Genomic DNA, 15,041 nt, shown 5'->3' with positions numbered 1-15,041 from the left:
TAGTAGTACCTAGCGAACCGGTGTTGGTGAGTTGCGATTCATCACTTGAATTTTATGATAAACCACTTCTTCGACGGCCTTTTCGGCATTAAGCGATACATTAACGATATCAAAGCGCTCAGGATCAGCTTCGTAATCCTTACCAGCTGATTGGATAAAAGCCTGCCGCAAATCACTAGCGACGTTGATTTTTATCACTCCGTTGTCCACCATTTGGCTGATTTGTTCATCCGGGATGCCGGATGCCCCATGCAAAACCAGAGGAACTGGACAAATATCCTGAATTTGCTTTAGCAACGGAAAATCAATATTTGGATCTAAATTGAGCCCATGGACATTGCCCACAGCTACAGCCAACATATTGACCCCCGTTCGTTCAACAAAATCAAGGACTTGCTTGGGATCCGTCTTACTGTTGCCCTCTGTCACAATATCATCTTCTTTACCCGCAATTGCCCCAAGTTCAGCTTCAACTGGAATGCCATAACCTTTGGCAAATTGAACTGCTTCATAGGTATGCTGAACATTTTCTTCATAATCATATTTAGCATTATCAGTCATGACCGAGGTGAAACCCGCCCGCGCTGCTTGACGAACAGAGTCAAAAGACTTCCCGTGGTCAAGATGCAAAGCGACTGGTGTGTCCATTTCTGCTGCATAGCGATTAACCATATCCGCAATAAATCCATAGCCAGAAACTGGAATATTAGTTGGGGCAATTTGAATAAAAGCGGGAATTCGACTCTTCTCCACTGCCTGTAAAATTCCAATTGTTGTTTCAAGATTGGTGGTATTAAATGCTCCGGCCACCACATGTTCTTCTTTTATAATATCGATTAAATCAAAACCATTTACTAATGGCATTAATAATTCTCCTATCTTCTTTGTAATGTTGTAGTTAAAAGGTACTTATTAGCTTTCAACCAGACCGAACCATACTCGACTGGCTCGTTCTTGGATAAAAAGACTGTCTGTTGCATCTTTAAAATCGGTAAATTTGGCGCCAAATCTAAAAGCTTGCCCCGTTCACTCCCAACAATCAAAGCTTCATATGAGCTTTTAGCAAATGAAATTTTTCTTCGTGAAAGCTCCTCGATTTTGGCAAACAAACTGACATTGTTGAAATTCGAATTTTCAATTCCGCGACAATGTTTAACATTAATTCGATTTTCAATCAGCATAATTTTTTCATTATTAATGGATCGAATTCGCTCTAAATAAAGGTACTTATTTCCAACATCGATCTTTAACTGCTCGGCAATTTTCTTATTCGCCGGTAACAATTCTTGTTTAATTACTTGGGTTTCATAGTTCAACTGTTGTTGGGCCAAAGATTCAGCAAAAGAAAATAATTTGTCGTTTAGTGAATATTCAACATTTGGCTGAATCACATATGTTCCTTTCCCATGGATCTTTCTAATCCGCCCTTCTTTAATTAAAATGTTCAAAGCTTTGCGGACTGTCGCGCGACTAATCCCCAAATCCATACACATTTTCTGCTCTGAATCGATCTTATCCCCGTCCTGTAAATTACCTCCGTACATCAAATCTCTAAGTCCATCGGCTATTTGTTCATAGATGGGAACCATCGATGATTTATCAATTTCAATCTTCATGGATATCTTCCTTTCAAGCTTCATATGAACATCATAGGCCAATATTTGTAATAAGGGGTACCTCTGTATACAAGTTAAATATATAGCGGGATCTAAGCGCCTTCAATACAGTCAAGCGAAATATCGCAAAAACTTGTATGCGGTTTCACGAATTTGAATACAAGCGGGCATTTTCCTTTGGAAATGAGTTAAACTATTCTTATTAAGGAAGGTAAGCGATGAACAATAAAGAAAATGTCTATCAGTACGTTCAAAACGTTCTACTCAACCGAATCGACCCGAATATCGGCATTGAAACTACTGAAATTGCTTTAGCATTAAACATGCAACGAACCAACGTCAGTGCCTTATTAAATAAATTGGTTCAAGAAGGATTGCTAAATAAAACCAAAACTCGACCCGTGAAATATTTTTTGGCTCCGCAAAAAAACAATGATCCATTTTTGGCATTAATTGGAAATCATGGCAGTCTAAAAAAAGCTATTCAAGATACAAAAGCTGCAATTCTGTATCCCAAAGGAAGCTTAAATATTAATATCAGCGCCAATCGAGGCTGCGGTTCATCAACTTTTGTTCAGTGCATTATTAATTTTGCCAAAAAACATCAAATAATAGCTGAAGGCGCACCAGTAATCACGATCAATTGTCATAATTATCTTAATGATCCTGAAACGCTCAACGAGCTTCTTTTTGGCCATAATTATCGTATTTTTTCGCAAAATCAAAATGGAATTTTATTTTTTAATCATTTAGAATATCTTAATAATCAACAGAAAACGCGTTTTTCTAACTTTCTTGATACTCACTTAAAAGATGATTATATCCGTAATATTTTCATTATTGTATCCTCAACTCCCGAGGTTTCAGAAAATTTACAGCAGTTTTTCCCGGTAAATCTTACTTTGCCTGATCTCAAGCAACGCCCCTTAAATGAGAAACACGCTTTAATTATGGATTTCTTTAACCAAGAAGCACGAAAGGCAGGATGTGAATTAATTGTTGAGATAGATGTCATCAAGGCGTTGCTTCTTTGTGACTTTTCTGGCAATATTCAGGAGCTAAAACGACAAATTACGCTGGCCTGCGCTAATGCCCACCTTCGAATTGTTGATACAAATGATCCGGTTTTGCATATCTACTCCTCAGATTTAAACGGCCAAACCAGATTAGGAATTTTGAATAGTAAACAAAATTATGAATTGCTGCAAAATCTATTTGACGATCAAGAGAGAATCACTTTTGAGGGAACTGAGCTCACTTCTGATCCTATTGAGAGAACAGATAAAAACAAACGTGAATTGTCTAAATTAATTAATCCTCTAATTATTAATATGATTGAGAATTGGTTGGATTCAACTTCTAAAAATTTGGGACGACTTTTTAGTCCCGATATTTTCTACAACTTATGTCTCCACGTTAATTCATTAGTTGAACTTCATTTTAATAATCAACGAATTAGCAAGACTAAAAGCCTGGAAATAATCAACAATTATCCCCTGGAATATCAGGAAGTATTAAAACTTAAGAAGATGATAGAAACTCAGTTCTCCCTTGTCATTTCCAAATCAGAAGTAGCAATTCTTTTACTTTTTCTAATTAAACCAGATAATCAAGAAAAAATACAAAATCATCCGGTGTTACTTTATGCGATGCATGGAAAAGGGACTGCTAAAGCACTTGCCCAAACTACAAATGCTTTAAACCCAGGTCAACAGGCTTACTATTTCGACTTAGATTTAGATCAGGATAATAAAATTGCTTATCAAAAACTAAAAAAGCACTTGTTGTCAATAGATCAGGGAGCAGGAATAATCATAATTTACGATATGGGGTCTTTTAAGGTGATGTTAGATCGGATTGCCGAAGAAACTCAACTGAAAATTCGCTTGTTTAAGGTCCCAATTACTTTATTGGGCATTGAGATTGCTCATAAAGCGCAGAATGAAAGTGATATTGATTATGTGTATCACGATATCTCGGTTAATTTAAAACATCTATTTTTGGATAATAGCGGCAAAGAAAATCTAATAATAACATTATGTCACACGGGAGAAGGAGGGGCTGTTCAGCTAAAAAACTACATTGAAGAATATTCACATCTGAATTATTTAGTCAAGGCGATGAACATTTCCCACCGGGAACACTTAATTGATGAAGTAACCCAACTCCGCCAAGTTTACAACATTCGCGCGTTTATTGGGACTTACAACCCTCATCTCTTTGACATTCCATTTATCTCAATTCAAAAAATTTTTTCTGTGCCGCATAAAAATTTAGACAAAGTCTTAACCTTTCAACCATTGACCACAAATTCTCTAATCTATGAAAGAATCTATCAATATTTTTCAGAAGAATTTAAATTTGCTTCAATTGCGAAAATCAAAGATGTTTTGCCAGAAATTATCGACGAATTAACGATCCAATACCATTTAAATCGTGATCAAAAGCTTGGATTATTTACTCATTTGGGTAGTCTTATCGAACGAATTTTGAGCGGAAAAACCCAATCCAGTAATGAAAATAATCAAAAAATTATTCGCCAGTTCCCTGAGGATTATTCCTACATCAGTAAACTAATGAAAAGTATTGAGCGTAAATTTAATATCATTATAAGTGATGACGAAATTGCAATTATCATTAAGACCGTCAAGAAAATCTAAAAAACAGGCGTTTTAAGCGTCTGCTTTTTGTTTAATTTATTTCATTAAATACTTTAATCTTAAATTTTCGATATCTTGACTAGAGAAATCTAAATATCTTTTAGCATAATCCTCGTAAGATGAAGCAAGCTGATTTAAAGCAGCCAGTGCTGAATTTAAATATTCTTCTGTGGCCAATTGAAGGGAGTGTAGATAATCCAGAACAAATTCGTTATTCGTAAATTGTTTGTAAATCTGCATCCGTTTAGCATTTCTTGGAGCGTTGTACTTCTTAGTCATTAAGTAATCTGCCATAATGGTCTCATCATCAATCCCTAACAATCCTAACAATAAGACCGTGCCCCAACCGGTGCGATCTTTACCGCCCTGGCAATGATAGATCACTGGCCCTGATGAACTTAAAATCACTCGTAGAAACTTGGCATAAGATTCCTGCGACGTCGGTTGTGTCACCATATCATGCATCTGAATTAGCATCTGCTGCTGCATACCCTTAAGTTTCTGACGTCCTGCTTCTGTCTGCGCCAACTTTTCGAATGCTTCAACTTTTTGCTGATCATGGTTTTTGCCAGTTGGGATCTTGCTCGCTTCAGCTGCAACTGCTGCCGCTGGATCGATCGCAAAATAATCATGCTCACCAATATTTTGATCTGGATTTTGCTTTATTTCTTTTTGAGAACGCAAATCGATCACCGTTTCGATTGGTAATTTTTCCAAAAAATTGCGATCAGACAGGCTCAAATGATCAAGTGCATCGCTTCGATACAACCACCCCCATTTGATCATGCCAAGCGGGCCCTCATAGCCACCAATGTCTCTTAAATTGTAAAGAGTTGCAAGATTCACGTGTCGAGTTGCCCCCAGATAAGTTTGAAAGCCAACTACTAATTTAACGAAAATTCGATTAGCAACAAATTTATCTGCAAGTTCAAAACTACCATTAATTAACTTAACGTCAACAACTTCAGCAACTTTTTCCAATTTGTAGTCAAGATAAATTGTGACTTGCCCGTGATCGGTGAGGGGATCTGGAATTTGACCCAAAATTTTATTTTGCTTGCGCGAAATTTGCAAAAATTATGCCTCCTGTGCTTCAAGATTTGCTAATTCATTTGCTAATTCAATTTTATCTTGTTTTTTTAGAAAAGGTAGATAAAGTGCTACAACAACCACAAATTGAATGATCTGAACGACAAATCCTTGCCAACCACCTGCAACGAATCCACCAAAAATTGCCGGAAATTGTTTAGGAACATCATAAGCAATAATTGGAATAAAACCAATCTTTGTTGCAACGTAAGCAATTGCCATACAAATTGGTGCCGCTAAGGTCAACGGAATAAACATCAATGGATTCATAACCTGCGGAATTCCAAATTTCATCGGCTCTGTAATCCCAAACCAGCTTGGAATGAAAGAAACTTTACCAATTGCTTTCAATTTTTCACTTTTACAGAAGAGTAAAATTACAAAAACAATTGCCAATGCGCGCGGACCTTTGTACGCATCGATAAAGAAAGAAGAAATAATATTAGTTGGCTGTTTGCCTGCAGCGGCACTTGCCATATTTGCGTAACCGTTGGAAGCAAATAGCACCATGATAATCGACTGAGTTACATTACTTCCATGAATTCCAAACCACCATAACATTTCTGATAACAACATAATTAATAACATCGACCAAACTGAATTACCCAAATTCTGTAAAGGGGCTTGAAGCATCTTATATATAAAATCTTGAATATCATGGTATTTGGTTAGTTGCATTAAAGCTGCAATTATAATAGTAACTGAAAATACTATTGCAGCTGGAACAATCGATTCAAAGGTTTTGTTGATAAAAGGGGGCACACTTTCTGGCATCCTAATGGTTACCTTTTTCTCAATTAATTTGGCGAAACTCCAAGTTACCAACAACGAACAGATCATTGCCACAATAATTCCTTTTGAACCCATATAATCGAGCTTAATTACAGGTACTGGTTTACCTTCAACTTTTAGAGCATCATTTGGCATTAATGCCGTAAAACAAGCTAATGCCAAAATAATTGAAGCGATGATATTTGATTTCATTTCACGTGCCAATGTATAAGACAAGGCAATTGCAATAAATAATGCAATCAAATTGCTTGAAACATTTGCTCCAATCGTGCAAATGTTGATGATTATTTTGGGCAAATTAGGAATCATTTTAATTACTAATAGGAAACTTCCCAACAAAGTAATCGGCATGATCGCCATCATTCCATCAGCAATCGCTTTAATAAAAATATTGTTTGAAAATTTGACAATAAGATTGTTTAATTTTTCCCCGCTTTTCATTCTATTTCTCTCCTTTTTGTAATTTATTTACTAATTTGATAATATTTTCACAGTTACCAATCGAATAATCTAGTGCCGGAATTTTCGCCACTGGCAGCCCTGATTTCCTTCTAATTTCATCAATTTGATAGGAGATTTGAGGACCAATCAAAATGACATCATAACCATGACAAATTTCTTCATATTCTGATAAACCAACAGCATCTACGACCATTTTTAATTGATGCTCTTTAATATAATGCTCAAGTTTTCGAGTTAAAATACCGGTGGACATCCCAGCAGCACAAACAAAGAGAATCTTCATACTTCCCGCTCCTTAAGTTTGCGATACATTTGAATCATTTTTTCGCTCAATTCATTGATCAAAATACTGTTCATTAGATGATTTTGCGCATGGACCATTAACAGTGATGGAGTAATTTCTTCTCCTTTGGCTTCCATCTGCAAAAGTTTAGTTTGTGCTTTGTGGGCCCGCTCAATATTTCCATGCGCTTTTTCTAATAAATTGATTGACTCAACCGAATTCTCTGCAAACTCCTCGTCAATTGCTCGAAGTGATTCTGCGTGCCCATCACCAGCAAAAGCAATTATTTCCATTGCAAGATCTTGAATTTTTGTATTCTCACCAGTTGGTGGAATTTCTGACATTACTAACTCCTCCTTTCTTCTATTATTCAATCTTAAGAGATCTTTTTAAAAAACACAAAAACCGCTTACATATTTGTGTATAGCTATACTTTTTTAAATTCTAGTAATTTAGCTGATTATCAAAGCAGAAATCCTTTTGTGTATATATTTTTGACTCAGAAACATGATTTGTGTATGAATAATCTGAAATGTGTATAACATAAAGCAATTTTAAAAAATAAAAACGCCACTCTATAAATTTAGAGTAGCGATGATTTTAAGAGGGCGTTAGCTCACCAGCTCTTTTTATGTTATTCTCATTTAGTAAGAGTTTTACGGGCGGTGACTGTGATCTTCGAGAGGAGGTGTTGCAAATGATTTGGCAACTACACTTGAAAGGAAATCAGCCAGCTTTGTCAGTTTTCGAAGCGATATCCCTGATGCTCATGTTTGGCAGCTTAATTGTTGCAATCATGAAACATCACGATAGATAAAAAAATGCCGCTCTATATTACTTTGATCGGTTATAGAGTGGCAACGATATCCATAATATAATTGGTCACCGCCTTTAAAGCGGCTTACCTGAGCTGGTGTTAATGCACCAGCTCTTTTTGTACCCTAATTATATACTCCATGGAGTTTCTTTGCAAACTTTAGGATTCTTAATACTTTCGTCGTATAAATCAAGCTCCACATTTAATTTTTTGCTCTCGATTTGAAAAAATTCTGCAAATTCAGGATTCTTTAATTCTTCGTCCAGTAAACTATCAATTTTCATTTTTTAAAATTACCATCACCTTAAACCAGCCATCATCCGTCTTAATTTCCAACTCTCCCCCGAGGCTCACCACAAGCGACTGAACAATACTCAGTCCCAGCCCCGAACCTTGTAATTGATCCTGCGTATAAAATCGATTAAGCAAATCATTAGTTTCAACAGATATGTCAGACCCCTGGTTAGCAAAAGTTATTTTGAGCCGATCATGATCTTGGTTGAGATCTACTTTAACTTGACCGTTCCCATATTTCAAAATGTTGCTGATTAAATTTTCGAAAATCCGACTTAGTAAAGTGGCGTCCGTTTGCCAAAAAACTCCCGTCGGAATCTTCGGAACCAATTCCAGTTTTTTCTGACTAAATTCATCATAATAGTTGAAAATTTCATTTTCTAAAAGTTGGGAAACATTAATTTCTTTTACTTTTAAATTGACGCTTTTTTCCTGGAGGAGATTAAAATCCATCAAATATCGCAAATAGTAATTGACCGAATCCAAATTGCGCTCGATCCGAGTGAATTGTTCGCGATGCTTTGAATCCAGCTTTTTACCAAGAACCTGAACATAGCCGCGCGAGACGGTGAGGGGAGTCTTAATATCGTGGGTGAGATTTGTAAGCATCGAGCGAATTTTCTTTTCTTGCTGCAACTGTTCATTTTGCAGCTGCCGGTTTAATTTCAAATTTATATTACTGGCATTGATTAACCGCTGAATCAATGGCAAACCGCTGCTACCCGTCACAAAACCATTGGTCGGGTGCTCATTGATGTAAATCAATTCTTCGGTAATCCGTTTCACGTCGCTTACAATTAGGAGCAGGCTGACTAAAAGCGCGAAACAAATCAGGCTCAAAACAATAATTACGATGAGTTTAGTCAAAACGAACTCCAATCCCCCAAATTGAATTAATGTATGAGGCACCCTCGGCGAGATCGGCAATTTTCGTGCGCAAGTTGCTCAAATGAACGTTCAGCGTATTTTCTGCATTGAAATAAGGTTCACCCCAGACGGCTTCATAAAGCTGATCTTTTGGAAAAACTTGCTTGGGATGAGCTAATAAAATCTGGAGAATCGCAAATTCTTTTTTCGGCAAAACTAAATCCTGCCCTGCGACCAAAACTTGGTGGGTCACTTGATTTAGACTGATCGGGCCATAATCCAAGAGTTCTTTTTGCACCGAACGAGGCCGTGATTGCCTTAACTGAACCTTCACGCGCGCCAATAATTCATCAATATCAAAAGGCTTCGTTAGATAATCATTGGCGCCGTTTTCGAGTAGCTCCACAATTTTGTCCTTATTTTGAATGGCTGTAAGAACTATTACTGGAATTTGAGAAGTTTTGCGAAGCGTTTTGAGCACACTTTCACCCATAATTTCTGGTAACATTAGATCTAAAATCATCAAATCTGGCTGACATTGATTAACTTGCGCAAGAGCGCTGACGCCATTAGCCGCAACAAAAACAGTGTAGAATTCCTTTAGAACATCGCTTAATAAAGCGCGAATATCTTCATGATCGTCAACAATTAAAATCTTAGCAGTCATCGTAGATTCTCCTTTAACAAGATTTTAACGCACAGAAATCAGTTGCACAATTTAGAATTATTTAAGAATTATTTAGCAAAGGTCTTAAGAAACGCCAGTTAAACTAGTCTTCAAGGAGGAGTTAAATGACTCAAATTTTAAAAATAGAACATGTAAATAAGCGTTTTGGCAACTTTCGCGCTTTGACCGACGTCTCATTTACGATCAACCGCGGCGATGTTTATGGCTTAATTGGCGAAAATGGTGCCGGCAAAACTACATTAATGCGCCTCATCACCAGTTTATCGCCCCTTAGTGATGGCAAAATCACCTTGCTCGGAGAACAGGCGCCGCACTACAATCAAGCACTTAAACACTTGGGAGCAATTATCGAAAATCCCGCTGCTTTTAAGAAATTAACGGTGCTCGAAAACCTCAAAATATCAGCGATTCAACACGGGATTGAAGACCTGTCCGTTATCGATGAAACGATCGAATTAGTCGGTCTGAGTGAAAAAACCAAAACTCGTGCGGGTCGACTATCTCTCGGTCAGCGCCAACGACTCGGCCTCGCCATCGCCCTTTTGGCTCAACCAGATTTTCTGATTCTCGATGAGCCAATTAACGGCTTGGACCCATCCGGCATCCTAGCTTTTCGCAAACTAATCAAAAAGTTGAATCAAGAACGTAATACCACAATTTTAATTTCAAGTCACATCCTTAGTGAACTTTACCAGGTATCGACGAAGTTTGGCTTCATTTCCCACGGACGTTTTATCAAAGAAGTCACCAAGGAAAAGCTGGATCAAGAAAACGCTGCTGGAATCCTCATTGAGGTTGATGACGTCAAAAAAGCGGCCCAAATCTTGGATCAGCGTCAGATCTCTCCGTTCACCGTCCTTGATGAGCGCAGAATTCTCATTAATAGTCTGGCTTTTAATACCGCTGAATTAAATCAAATCTTAGTTACTAATAACCTCGCGGTCTACAACATCACCCAGCAAGAGGGTTCCTTAGAAAATTACTACACCGCTCTCTTGCAAAATGAAGGAGGAAACCATGATTAATCAACTGCGCGCGGAAATGTACCGCCAGTTTCATACCAAAGGAAACTATCTTTTAACTATTTTTGTTATTTGTTATAGTGCATTGACTACATTTTACAAATCGGTCGGTGGCGTAGTGATGACTGGAGGGATCCAACATGCACTAGAAGAGATCGACACCACGAACTGGTCGGTCTTAACTGGCGTAAAATTTTTGACAATGGGCTCAAGTTTACTAATTTACGTATTTATCAGCATTTTTGTGATGGTGATTGGAACGGAATTTAGCCAAAATACTTATAAAAATACGCTAATTTCTGGCATTTCCCGCCTCCAGTTCATCGTCGTCAAATATCTCACAATGCTTATCAATATCCTACTTCAAGTTTTTGTTTTTTATTTAACTGGAATCATCACTGGCTTACTTTGCGGACGAAAATTGGGTTCTAGTTGGGGATATTTATTAAGTACAACTTTTACCACCACTTTTGTGACCACTTTTTTTATCAGTGTTATTTTTGGTATGGCAATTGTTCTTTTAATTTTAACCAGTTTATCCATCGTCAGTGCAGTCTTCATTGTCCTTTTTCCAGTCTTAGTTAACTTGGTTACGACCGTGACTAAATGGGATTGGCTGAAATACCTTGATTTCTTTGGTGTTTCTAACAAAATTGCTCTTAAACTAATCACCCTAAATCAATTTCTACCCTACATTCTCACGAGTTGTTTAATCTTACTGATTTGTTTTATCATATCGCTCTTATTGTTCCAGAGAAAAGAATTATAAATTAGGCTGGTGTTAGCGCACCGGCTTTTTTATTTTATTCTCATTGTAGTAAGAGTTTTATGGGCGGTGACTGTGATCTTCGAGAGGAGGTGTTGCGAATGATTTTGCAATTACACTTGAAAGGAAATCAGCCAGCTTTGTCAGTTTTCGAAGCGCTATCCCTGATGCTCATGTTTGGCATCTTAATTGTTAACATCACGATAGATAAAAAAAAGCCGCTCTATATAACTTTGACAGGTTATAGAGTGGCAGAAATGTCTACAATATAATTGGTCACCGCCTTTAAAGCGGCTTACCAGAGCCAGTGTTAACGCACTGGCTTTTTGTAACTAAATTATACATGTTTGAGCATTTAACTGCAAGTCTCAGCTCTTTCTACCTGGCCATTCTCACACTCAAGCCTTGAATTGCATTATCATAAGTCCACGTTTTTAGTTGACTCATCTCATTTGTTCGATAAAAATTGCTCAGCAATTGGTTCCATAATTCCCATTTATCAAGCGGTACATTTATTAGGCCAGCTCCATGGTCAATCATCAATTTATTGGCAACTATTGTTGCTGTTCGTTTATTGCCGTCCCAAAAAATCTGATTACGCATGTTGTGATACATCAGAGTGATCGCCCGATCGGTGATGCTACAATCGTTATCTTGCAGTTCTTCTATAAATTTAATTTCTTCTTGTTCATTTACAATTGGTGGCTCAAAAAATTCATTATCAGATAGACTAACTCCACCTTGTCCGCTTCTTAAACTACCCGGAATCAAAGCATCTTCTTTTGCGACAATCAAATTAATTTGCTTTTCAAAATCCAAACTTAAACTCGCATTGCTCTCTGTGATAAATTGCCAAGCTTTTTTCAAATTAACAATCGTTAAAATATCAGCTACGGGTACTCCTTGAACACTCATTCCGTCCATAATTGTCTGAGTTTGTGGCAACGTTGTATTAACACCCTCAAAACGAGATTCAGTGTGTACTAATTTAACAAGATTACTTCGAGCAAAACGTCGATTTTCATCTTTAGTAAATTTGTACTTATCCGGATACTCCATCCCAGTTGCCTCCATGTTTTTAATATATTTTACCACACTCCTTTGACATTATTTTTACTATTAGATATCATCATATTGGAGGGAAAAATGAAAAACAAAAAAACAATTTTTTTACTAGTTTTATTATCGATGTTGCTGGTCTTAACTGGGTGTGCCAAATCTAATAAACAAGCTCTGGTAAGTGAGTACGAGAAAATGGCGAGCCAAAAAGAAGCGAAAGCAACTTTTGATTTAAAAATCAACAAACTCGAATTATCAAACGATGAAAAAGAGAAGATGGATGCATCGAGTATGATGGCACTCAATCTTTTTAAACAGAGCACTATAAACGGCGAACTTTATTCCGATGGTAAAAACGGTAAGGGAAACATCAAAGTTAATGCGATGGAGCAGACAATTCCGTTAGATTTTGTGGGCAATGACCAAAAAGTTTATCTAGATGCCGACTTTCTTGGATCGATCATTAAACTGATGGGATCGTTTAGCTCAAAAGTTCCTAGCTATGATTTTTCGAAATTATCTGGTAAATACGTTGACGTGATAGCTCTGTCGGAAGAATCGGGTAAAAAAGTTAGTTCAGCAAACAAAAAAAATGCGACAAAAGCTGCTAATAACATTCAACAAGATTCTGCTGCAGCCTTAAAAGAAGTTGTGGATTCATTACCAAAAGATGCTGTCACCAAAAAAGATAATGTAATTACAGCAACATTACACAAATATGATGTTAAAAAAGCAACGGAAATTTATAACAAATATCTTGAGAAGCATAAAGACGATGATGTGAAGCCGATGAAGCAGTCCGACATTGATAAATTCTTCTCAAAACAGAAGGCATTAGATATCGTCATCAAATTTGATACAAAAGCTTCCAAATTAAAATACACCTTAACAATGCAACCAAAGGATGGCGGCGAAATCGAAGCTGAATTTAATACTCAAACCGAGAAATACGATAAGAAAATTGAGATGCCTTCAAGCGACAAGATCGTCTCACCAAAAGAATTTTCTGAGCAGCTTCTACAAATAATGGGCGGTCGTTAAAATCTGCTCCTTCTCACTTGAGAGGGAGTTTTTGTTTAAAATGGATCGGAGACAAAAATGAGAAATAATACGCCTCAAACTGAAAATTATTATCATTTTAAAGACACTGGGAAGATTAATAACCGCGCACCCAAAAAAATTTATCAGCACTGGGAGTTTTGGTTAATTATAATTTTAACAATATTGGCCTTTGGACCAGCACCTTTTAAAAAAGATCAGGACGATTCCGTTCACGAGACTACCTCAAGCTCTGATAGTAAATCTGAATCTTCGACGGCCTTTGATGAGGCGAAGGTAATAGCTCAATACGAATGGCACCCTTCGAAGAAAGATATTTACAAAAATTTAACTGATCCCATCGATAAAGGCGGCTATAATGTTAGCAAAAAAGAAGCAGATAAAGCAGGAAACAACAAGCTTTAAAAGCTGCAAAATACAGAGTTAAAGATTATCCAACATCCAAAAAAAGACTTTATGAAATGCTAACTGACCCAAAAGCTGAGGGTTTTACTAAAGAAGAGGGAAAATATGCGATCGATCATCTTGACGTTGACTGGAACCAAGTTGCAAAAAAATCTGCAGAAAGTTATTTGAAACATCAAGCTTTCTCCCAAAAAGGAATTTATAATCAATTGATTTCCCAATACGGAGAGAATTTTACTACTTCCCAAGCTAAGTATGCTATCGACCATTTGAAAACTAATTGGAACAAAATGGCTTTAAAAGATGCTAAACGATTTAAAGGAAATACTAGAACTGAAGACATTAAACGAATTTTGAAGAACTCCCACTACACAGATTCTGAGATCGATTATGCAATGAAGAATTTAAATCAATAGAAAATCAGAAATTATTTCCCGGTAAATAAATCATAATATTCCCTTTATCATGGCGATGGCGAGTCTCTGAATATTCAAAAGGCGTCCCATCTTGTAAAAACACGACCTGCCGAACTTTGAGGATTGGGTCGTTTTTTTTGCATTTCAAATAATCAATATCAAATTGTTGCGGATGATCTGCACCAATTATTCGATAAGCCGCGCCAATCTTTTTTTTCAGGTCATTCTCAATATAGTGATAAATCGATTTTTTTAAAATTTCTTCACTTAGGCCTGGAATTACACTGACTGGCATATTGGTGTACTCAATTGAAGATGGCATCTTATCCACAATCCGAACTCTTTGAATATCATAAATCGGTTCATTAGCCGAAATATAAAGCTGTTCTTGTTCGTCTTCATTGGGAAATCTAATTTCGAATTTGAGAATCTGACTTTCAACCTCATGATCGGCGCCCATTAATTTCGTCGTTCCCACGTATTGATCGACACTTGCATCTAATTGCGAAGCAAGTCGCGCATTAACCTTTACATAAGTCCCTGCACCTTGCTGTGTATAAATTAAATCCTTTTTAAAAAGCCCACTAAGAGCTTTTTGAACGGTCATCCGCGTTGTATTAAATTCTTTGGCTAATTGATTTTGATTTGGAAAGGGGGCACCCGCCTTATAAATTCCCTTTTGAATTCTTCTGATTAATTCTTGTTCAATATCCTGATATTTTGGCATTTTTACCCTCCTTTTAGAA

General features: G+C 36.9%; 18 protein-coding genes. 8 read left to right on the top strand and 10 right to left on the bottom strand.

Annotation, left to right across the window (positions count from 1 at the left end):
- Positions 1 to 9: 9 nt before the first annotated feature.
- Both R8495_RS00195 and R8495_RS00190 read right to left on the bottom strand, forming a co-directional pair.
- Positions 10 to 864, bottom strand: coding sequence for a class II aldolase (locus R8495_RS00195; protein WP_317635556.1), 855 nt, complete (start codon positions 862 to 864; stop codon positions 10 to 12).
- 11 nt (positions 865 to 875) lie between these two features.
- Complete coding sequence (locus tag R8495_RS00190; RefSeq protein WP_317635555.1) at positions 876 to 1,616, bottom strand: GntR family transcriptional regulator; 741 nt, start codon at positions 1,614 to 1,616, stop codon at positions 876 to 878.
- Between the two features lie 218 nt (positions 1,617 to 1,834).
- On the opposite strand from R8495_RS00190, the gene R8495_RS00185 reads away from it, so the two are divergent.
- Positions 1,835 to 4,276, top strand: coding sequence for a PRD domain-containing protein (locus R8495_RS00185; protein ID WP_317635554.1), 2,442 nt, complete (start codon positions 1,835 to 1,837; stop codon positions 4,274 to 4,276).
- A 36-nt stretch (positions 4,277 to 4,312) separates the two neighbouring features.
- On the opposite strand, the gene R8495_RS00180 is transcribed toward R8495_RS00185, so the two are convergent.
- From R8495_RS00180 to R8495_RS00165, 4 genes are read right to left on the bottom strand one after another with little or no spacing between them, the layout of a single operon-like run.
- The gene (locus R8495_RS00180) at positions 4,313 to 5,350 is read right to left on the bottom strand and encodes a tyrosine-protein phosphatase (RefSeq protein ID WP_317635553.1); all 1,038 of its coding nucleotides are present in this window, start codon (positions 5,348 to 5,350) and stop codon (positions 4,313 to 4,315) included.
- A gap of 3 nt (positions 5,351 to 5,353) precedes the next feature.
- The gene (locus R8495_RS00175) at positions 5,354 to 6,598 is read right to left on the bottom strand and encodes a PTS sugar transporter subunit IIC (protein WP_317635552.1); all 1,245 of its coding nucleotides are present in this window, start codon (positions 6,596 to 6,598) and stop codon (positions 5,354 to 5,356) included.
- 1 nt (position 6,599) lies between these two features.
- Positions 6,600 to 6,902, bottom strand: coding sequence for a PTS sugar transporter subunit IIB (locus R8495_RS00170; RefSeq protein WP_317635551.1), 303 nt, complete (start codon positions 6,900 to 6,902; stop codon positions 6,600 to 6,602).
- Positions 6,899 to 7,246, bottom strand: a complete 348-nt coding sequence (locus R8495_RS00165; protein WP_317635550.1) for a PTS lactose/cellobiose transporter subunit IIA — start codon at positions 7,244 to 7,246, stop codon at positions 6,899 to 6,901. Before R8495_RS00165 ends, R8495_RS00170 begins: the two co-directional genes overlap by 4 nt.
- Before the next feature lie 353 nt (positions 7,247 to 7,599).
- Here R8495_RS00165 and R8495_RS00160 point away from each other — a divergent pair, with 353 nt between their 5' ends.
- A complete protein-coding gene (locus R8495_RS00160) occupies positions 7,600 to 7,719 on the top strand; it encodes a putative holin-like toxin (RefSeq protein ID WP_317635549.1) in 120 nt (39 codons plus the stop codon).
- A gap of 273 nt (positions 7,720 to 7,992) precedes the next feature.
- On the opposite strand, the gene R8495_RS00155 is transcribed toward R8495_RS00160, so the two are convergent.
- On the bottom strand, positions 7,993 to 8,880 hold the full coding sequence (locus tag R8495_RS00155; protein ID WP_317635548.1) for a sensor histidine kinase: 888 nt from the start codon (positions 8,878 to 8,880) through the stop codon (positions 7,993 to 7,995).
- A complete protein-coding gene (locus R8495_RS00150) occupies positions 8,873 to 9,547 on the bottom strand; it encodes a response regulator transcription factor (protein ID WP_317635547.1) in 675 nt (224 codons plus the stop codon). Before R8495_RS00150 ends, R8495_RS00155 begins: the two co-directional genes overlap by 8 nt.
- 125 nt (positions 9,548 to 9,672) lie before the next feature.
- Here R8495_RS00150 and R8495_RS00145 point away from each other — a divergent pair, with 125 nt between their 5' ends.
- The 3 genes from R8495_RS00145 (at position 9,673) to R8495_RS00135 (ending at position 11,628) form a co-directional block, all read left to right on the top strand.
- Entirely contained in the window at positions 9,673 to 10,593 is a 921-nt protein-coding gene (locus R8495_RS00145) for an ABC transporter ATP-binding protein (protein WP_317635546.1), read from the top strand.
- Positions 10,586 to 11,359 (top strand): ABC transporter permease, encoded by a 774-nt coding sequence (locus R8495_RS00140; RefSeq protein ID WP_317635545.1) that lies wholly within the window; start codon positions 10,586 to 10,588, stop codon positions 11,357 to 11,359. The genes R8495_RS00145 and R8495_RS00140 overlap by 8 nt, the downstream gene beginning before the upstream one ends.
- Before the next feature lie 98 nt (positions 11,360 to 11,457).
- Positions 11,458 to 11,628: a putative holin-like toxin gene (locus R8495_RS00135; protein WP_317635544.1), complete on the top strand. Its 171-nt coding sequence runs from the start codon at positions 11,458 to 11,460 to the stop codon at positions 11,626 to 11,628.
- Positions 11,629 to 11,734: 106 nt separating this feature from the next.
- Here the strand turns inward: R8495_RS00135 and R8495_RS00130 are convergent, their stop codons facing one another.
- On the bottom strand, positions 11,735 to 12,415 hold the full coding sequence (locus R8495_RS00130; protein WP_317636638.1) for a Fic family protein: 681 nt from the start codon (positions 12,413 to 12,415) through the stop codon (positions 11,735 to 11,737).
- An 87-nt stretch (positions 12,416 to 12,502) separates the two neighbouring features.
- Here R8495_RS00130 and R8495_RS00125 point away from each other — a divergent pair, with 87 nt between their 5' ends.
- From R8495_RS00125 to R8495_RS00115, 3 genes are read left to right on the top strand one after another with little or no spacing between them, the layout of a single operon-like run.
- Complete coding sequence (locus R8495_RS00125; protein WP_317635543.1) at positions 12,503 to 13,456, top strand: hypothetical protein; 954 nt, start codon at positions 12,503 to 12,505, stop codon at positions 13,454 to 13,456.
- 57 nt (positions 13,457 to 13,513) lie between these two features.
- Positions 13,514 to 13,879, top strand: a complete 366-nt coding sequence (locus tag R8495_RS00120) for a hypothetical protein (RefSeq protein WP_317635542.1) — start codon at positions 13,514 to 13,516, stop codon at positions 13,877 to 13,879.
- Between the two features lie 56 nt (positions 13,880 to 13,935).
- On the top strand, positions 13,936 to 14,295 hold the full coding sequence (locus R8495_RS00115; RefSeq protein WP_317635541.1) for an Ltp family lipoprotein: 360 nt from the start codon (positions 13,936 to 13,938) through the stop codon (positions 14,293 to 14,295).
- 4 nt (positions 14,296 to 14,299) lie between these two features.
- Here the strand turns inward: R8495_RS00115 and R8495_RS00110 are convergent, their stop codons facing one another.
- The gene (locus R8495_RS00110) at positions 14,300 to 15,022 is read right to left on the bottom strand and encodes a GntR family transcriptional regulator (protein WP_317635540.1); all 723 of its coding nucleotides are present in this window, start codon (positions 15,020 to 15,022) and stop codon (positions 14,300 to 14,302) included.
- Between the last annotated feature and the right edge of the window lie 19 nt (positions 15,023 to 15,041).

The organism is Xylocopilactobacillus apicola (assembly GCF_033095985.1).
In the GTDB taxonomy this organism is placed as follows: Bacteria; Bacillota; Bacilli; order Lactobacillales; family Lactobacillaceae; genus Xylocopilactobacillus; species Xylocopilactobacillus apicola.
Note: the sequence above shows the minus strand (reverse complement) of the source record. Positions and strands in the feature narration are given on the sequence as shown.

Coding starts and splice junctions, on each gene's coding strand:
- R8495_RS00195 (WP_317635556.1), bottom strand. CDS start 864: ATGCCATTAGTAAATGGTTTTGATTTAATCGATATTATAAAAGAAGAA.
- R8495_RS00190 (WP_317635555.1), bottom strand. CDS start 1,616: ATGAAGATTGAAATTGATAAATCATCGATGGTTCCCATCTATGAACAA.
- R8495_RS00150 (WP_317635547.1), bottom strand. CDS start 9,547: ATGACTGCTAAGATTTTAATTGTTGACGATCATGAAGATATTCGCGCT.
- R8495_RS00120 (WP_317635542.1), top strand. CDS start 13,514: ATGAGAAATAATACGCCTCAAACTGAAAATTATTATCATTTTAAAGAC.
- R8495_RS00110 (WP_317635540.1), bottom strand. CDS start 15,022: ATGCCAAAATATCAGGATATTGAACAAGAATTAATCAGAAGAATTCAA.
- R8495_RS00130 (WP_317636638.1), bottom strand. CDS start 12,415: ATGGAGTATCCGGATAAGTACAAATTTACTAAAGATGAAAATCGACGT.
- R8495_RS00165 (WP_317635550.1), bottom strand. CDS start 7,246: ATGTCAGAAATTCCACCAACTGGTGAGAATACAAAAATTCAAGATCTT.
- R8495_RS00175 (WP_317635552.1), bottom strand. CDS start 6,598: ATGAAAAGCGGGGAAAAATTAAACAATCTTATTGTCAAATTTTCAAAC.
- R8495_RS00115 (WP_317635541.1), top strand. CDS start 13,936: ATGCTAACTGACCCAAAAGCTGAGGGTTTTACTAAAGAAGAGGGAAAA.
- R8495_RS00170 (WP_317635551.1), bottom strand. CDS start 6,902: ATGAAGATTCTCTTTGTTTGTGCTGCTGGGATGTCCACCGGTATTTTA.
- R8495_RS00140 (WP_317635545.1), top strand. CDS start 10,586: ATGATTAATCAACTGCGCGCGGAAATGTACCGCCAGTTTCATACCAAA.
- R8495_RS00160 (WP_317635549.1), top strand. CDS start 7,600: ATGATTTGGCAACTACACTTGAAAGGAAATCAGCCAGCTTTGTCAGTT.
- R8495_RS00135 (WP_317635544.1), top strand. CDS start 11,458: ATGATTTTGCAATTACACTTGAAAGGAAATCAGCCAGCTTTGTCAGTT.
- R8495_RS00185 (WP_317635554.1), top strand. CDS start 1,835: ATGAACAATAAAGAAAATGTCTATCAGTACGTTCAAAACGTTCTACTC.
- R8495_RS00125 (WP_317635543.1), top strand. CDS start 12,503: ATGAAAAACAAAAAAACAATTTTTTTACTAGTTTTATTATCGATGTTG.
- R8495_RS00145 (WP_317635546.1), top strand. CDS start 9,673: ATGACTCAAATTTTAAAAATAGAACATGTAAATAAGCGTTTTGGCAAC.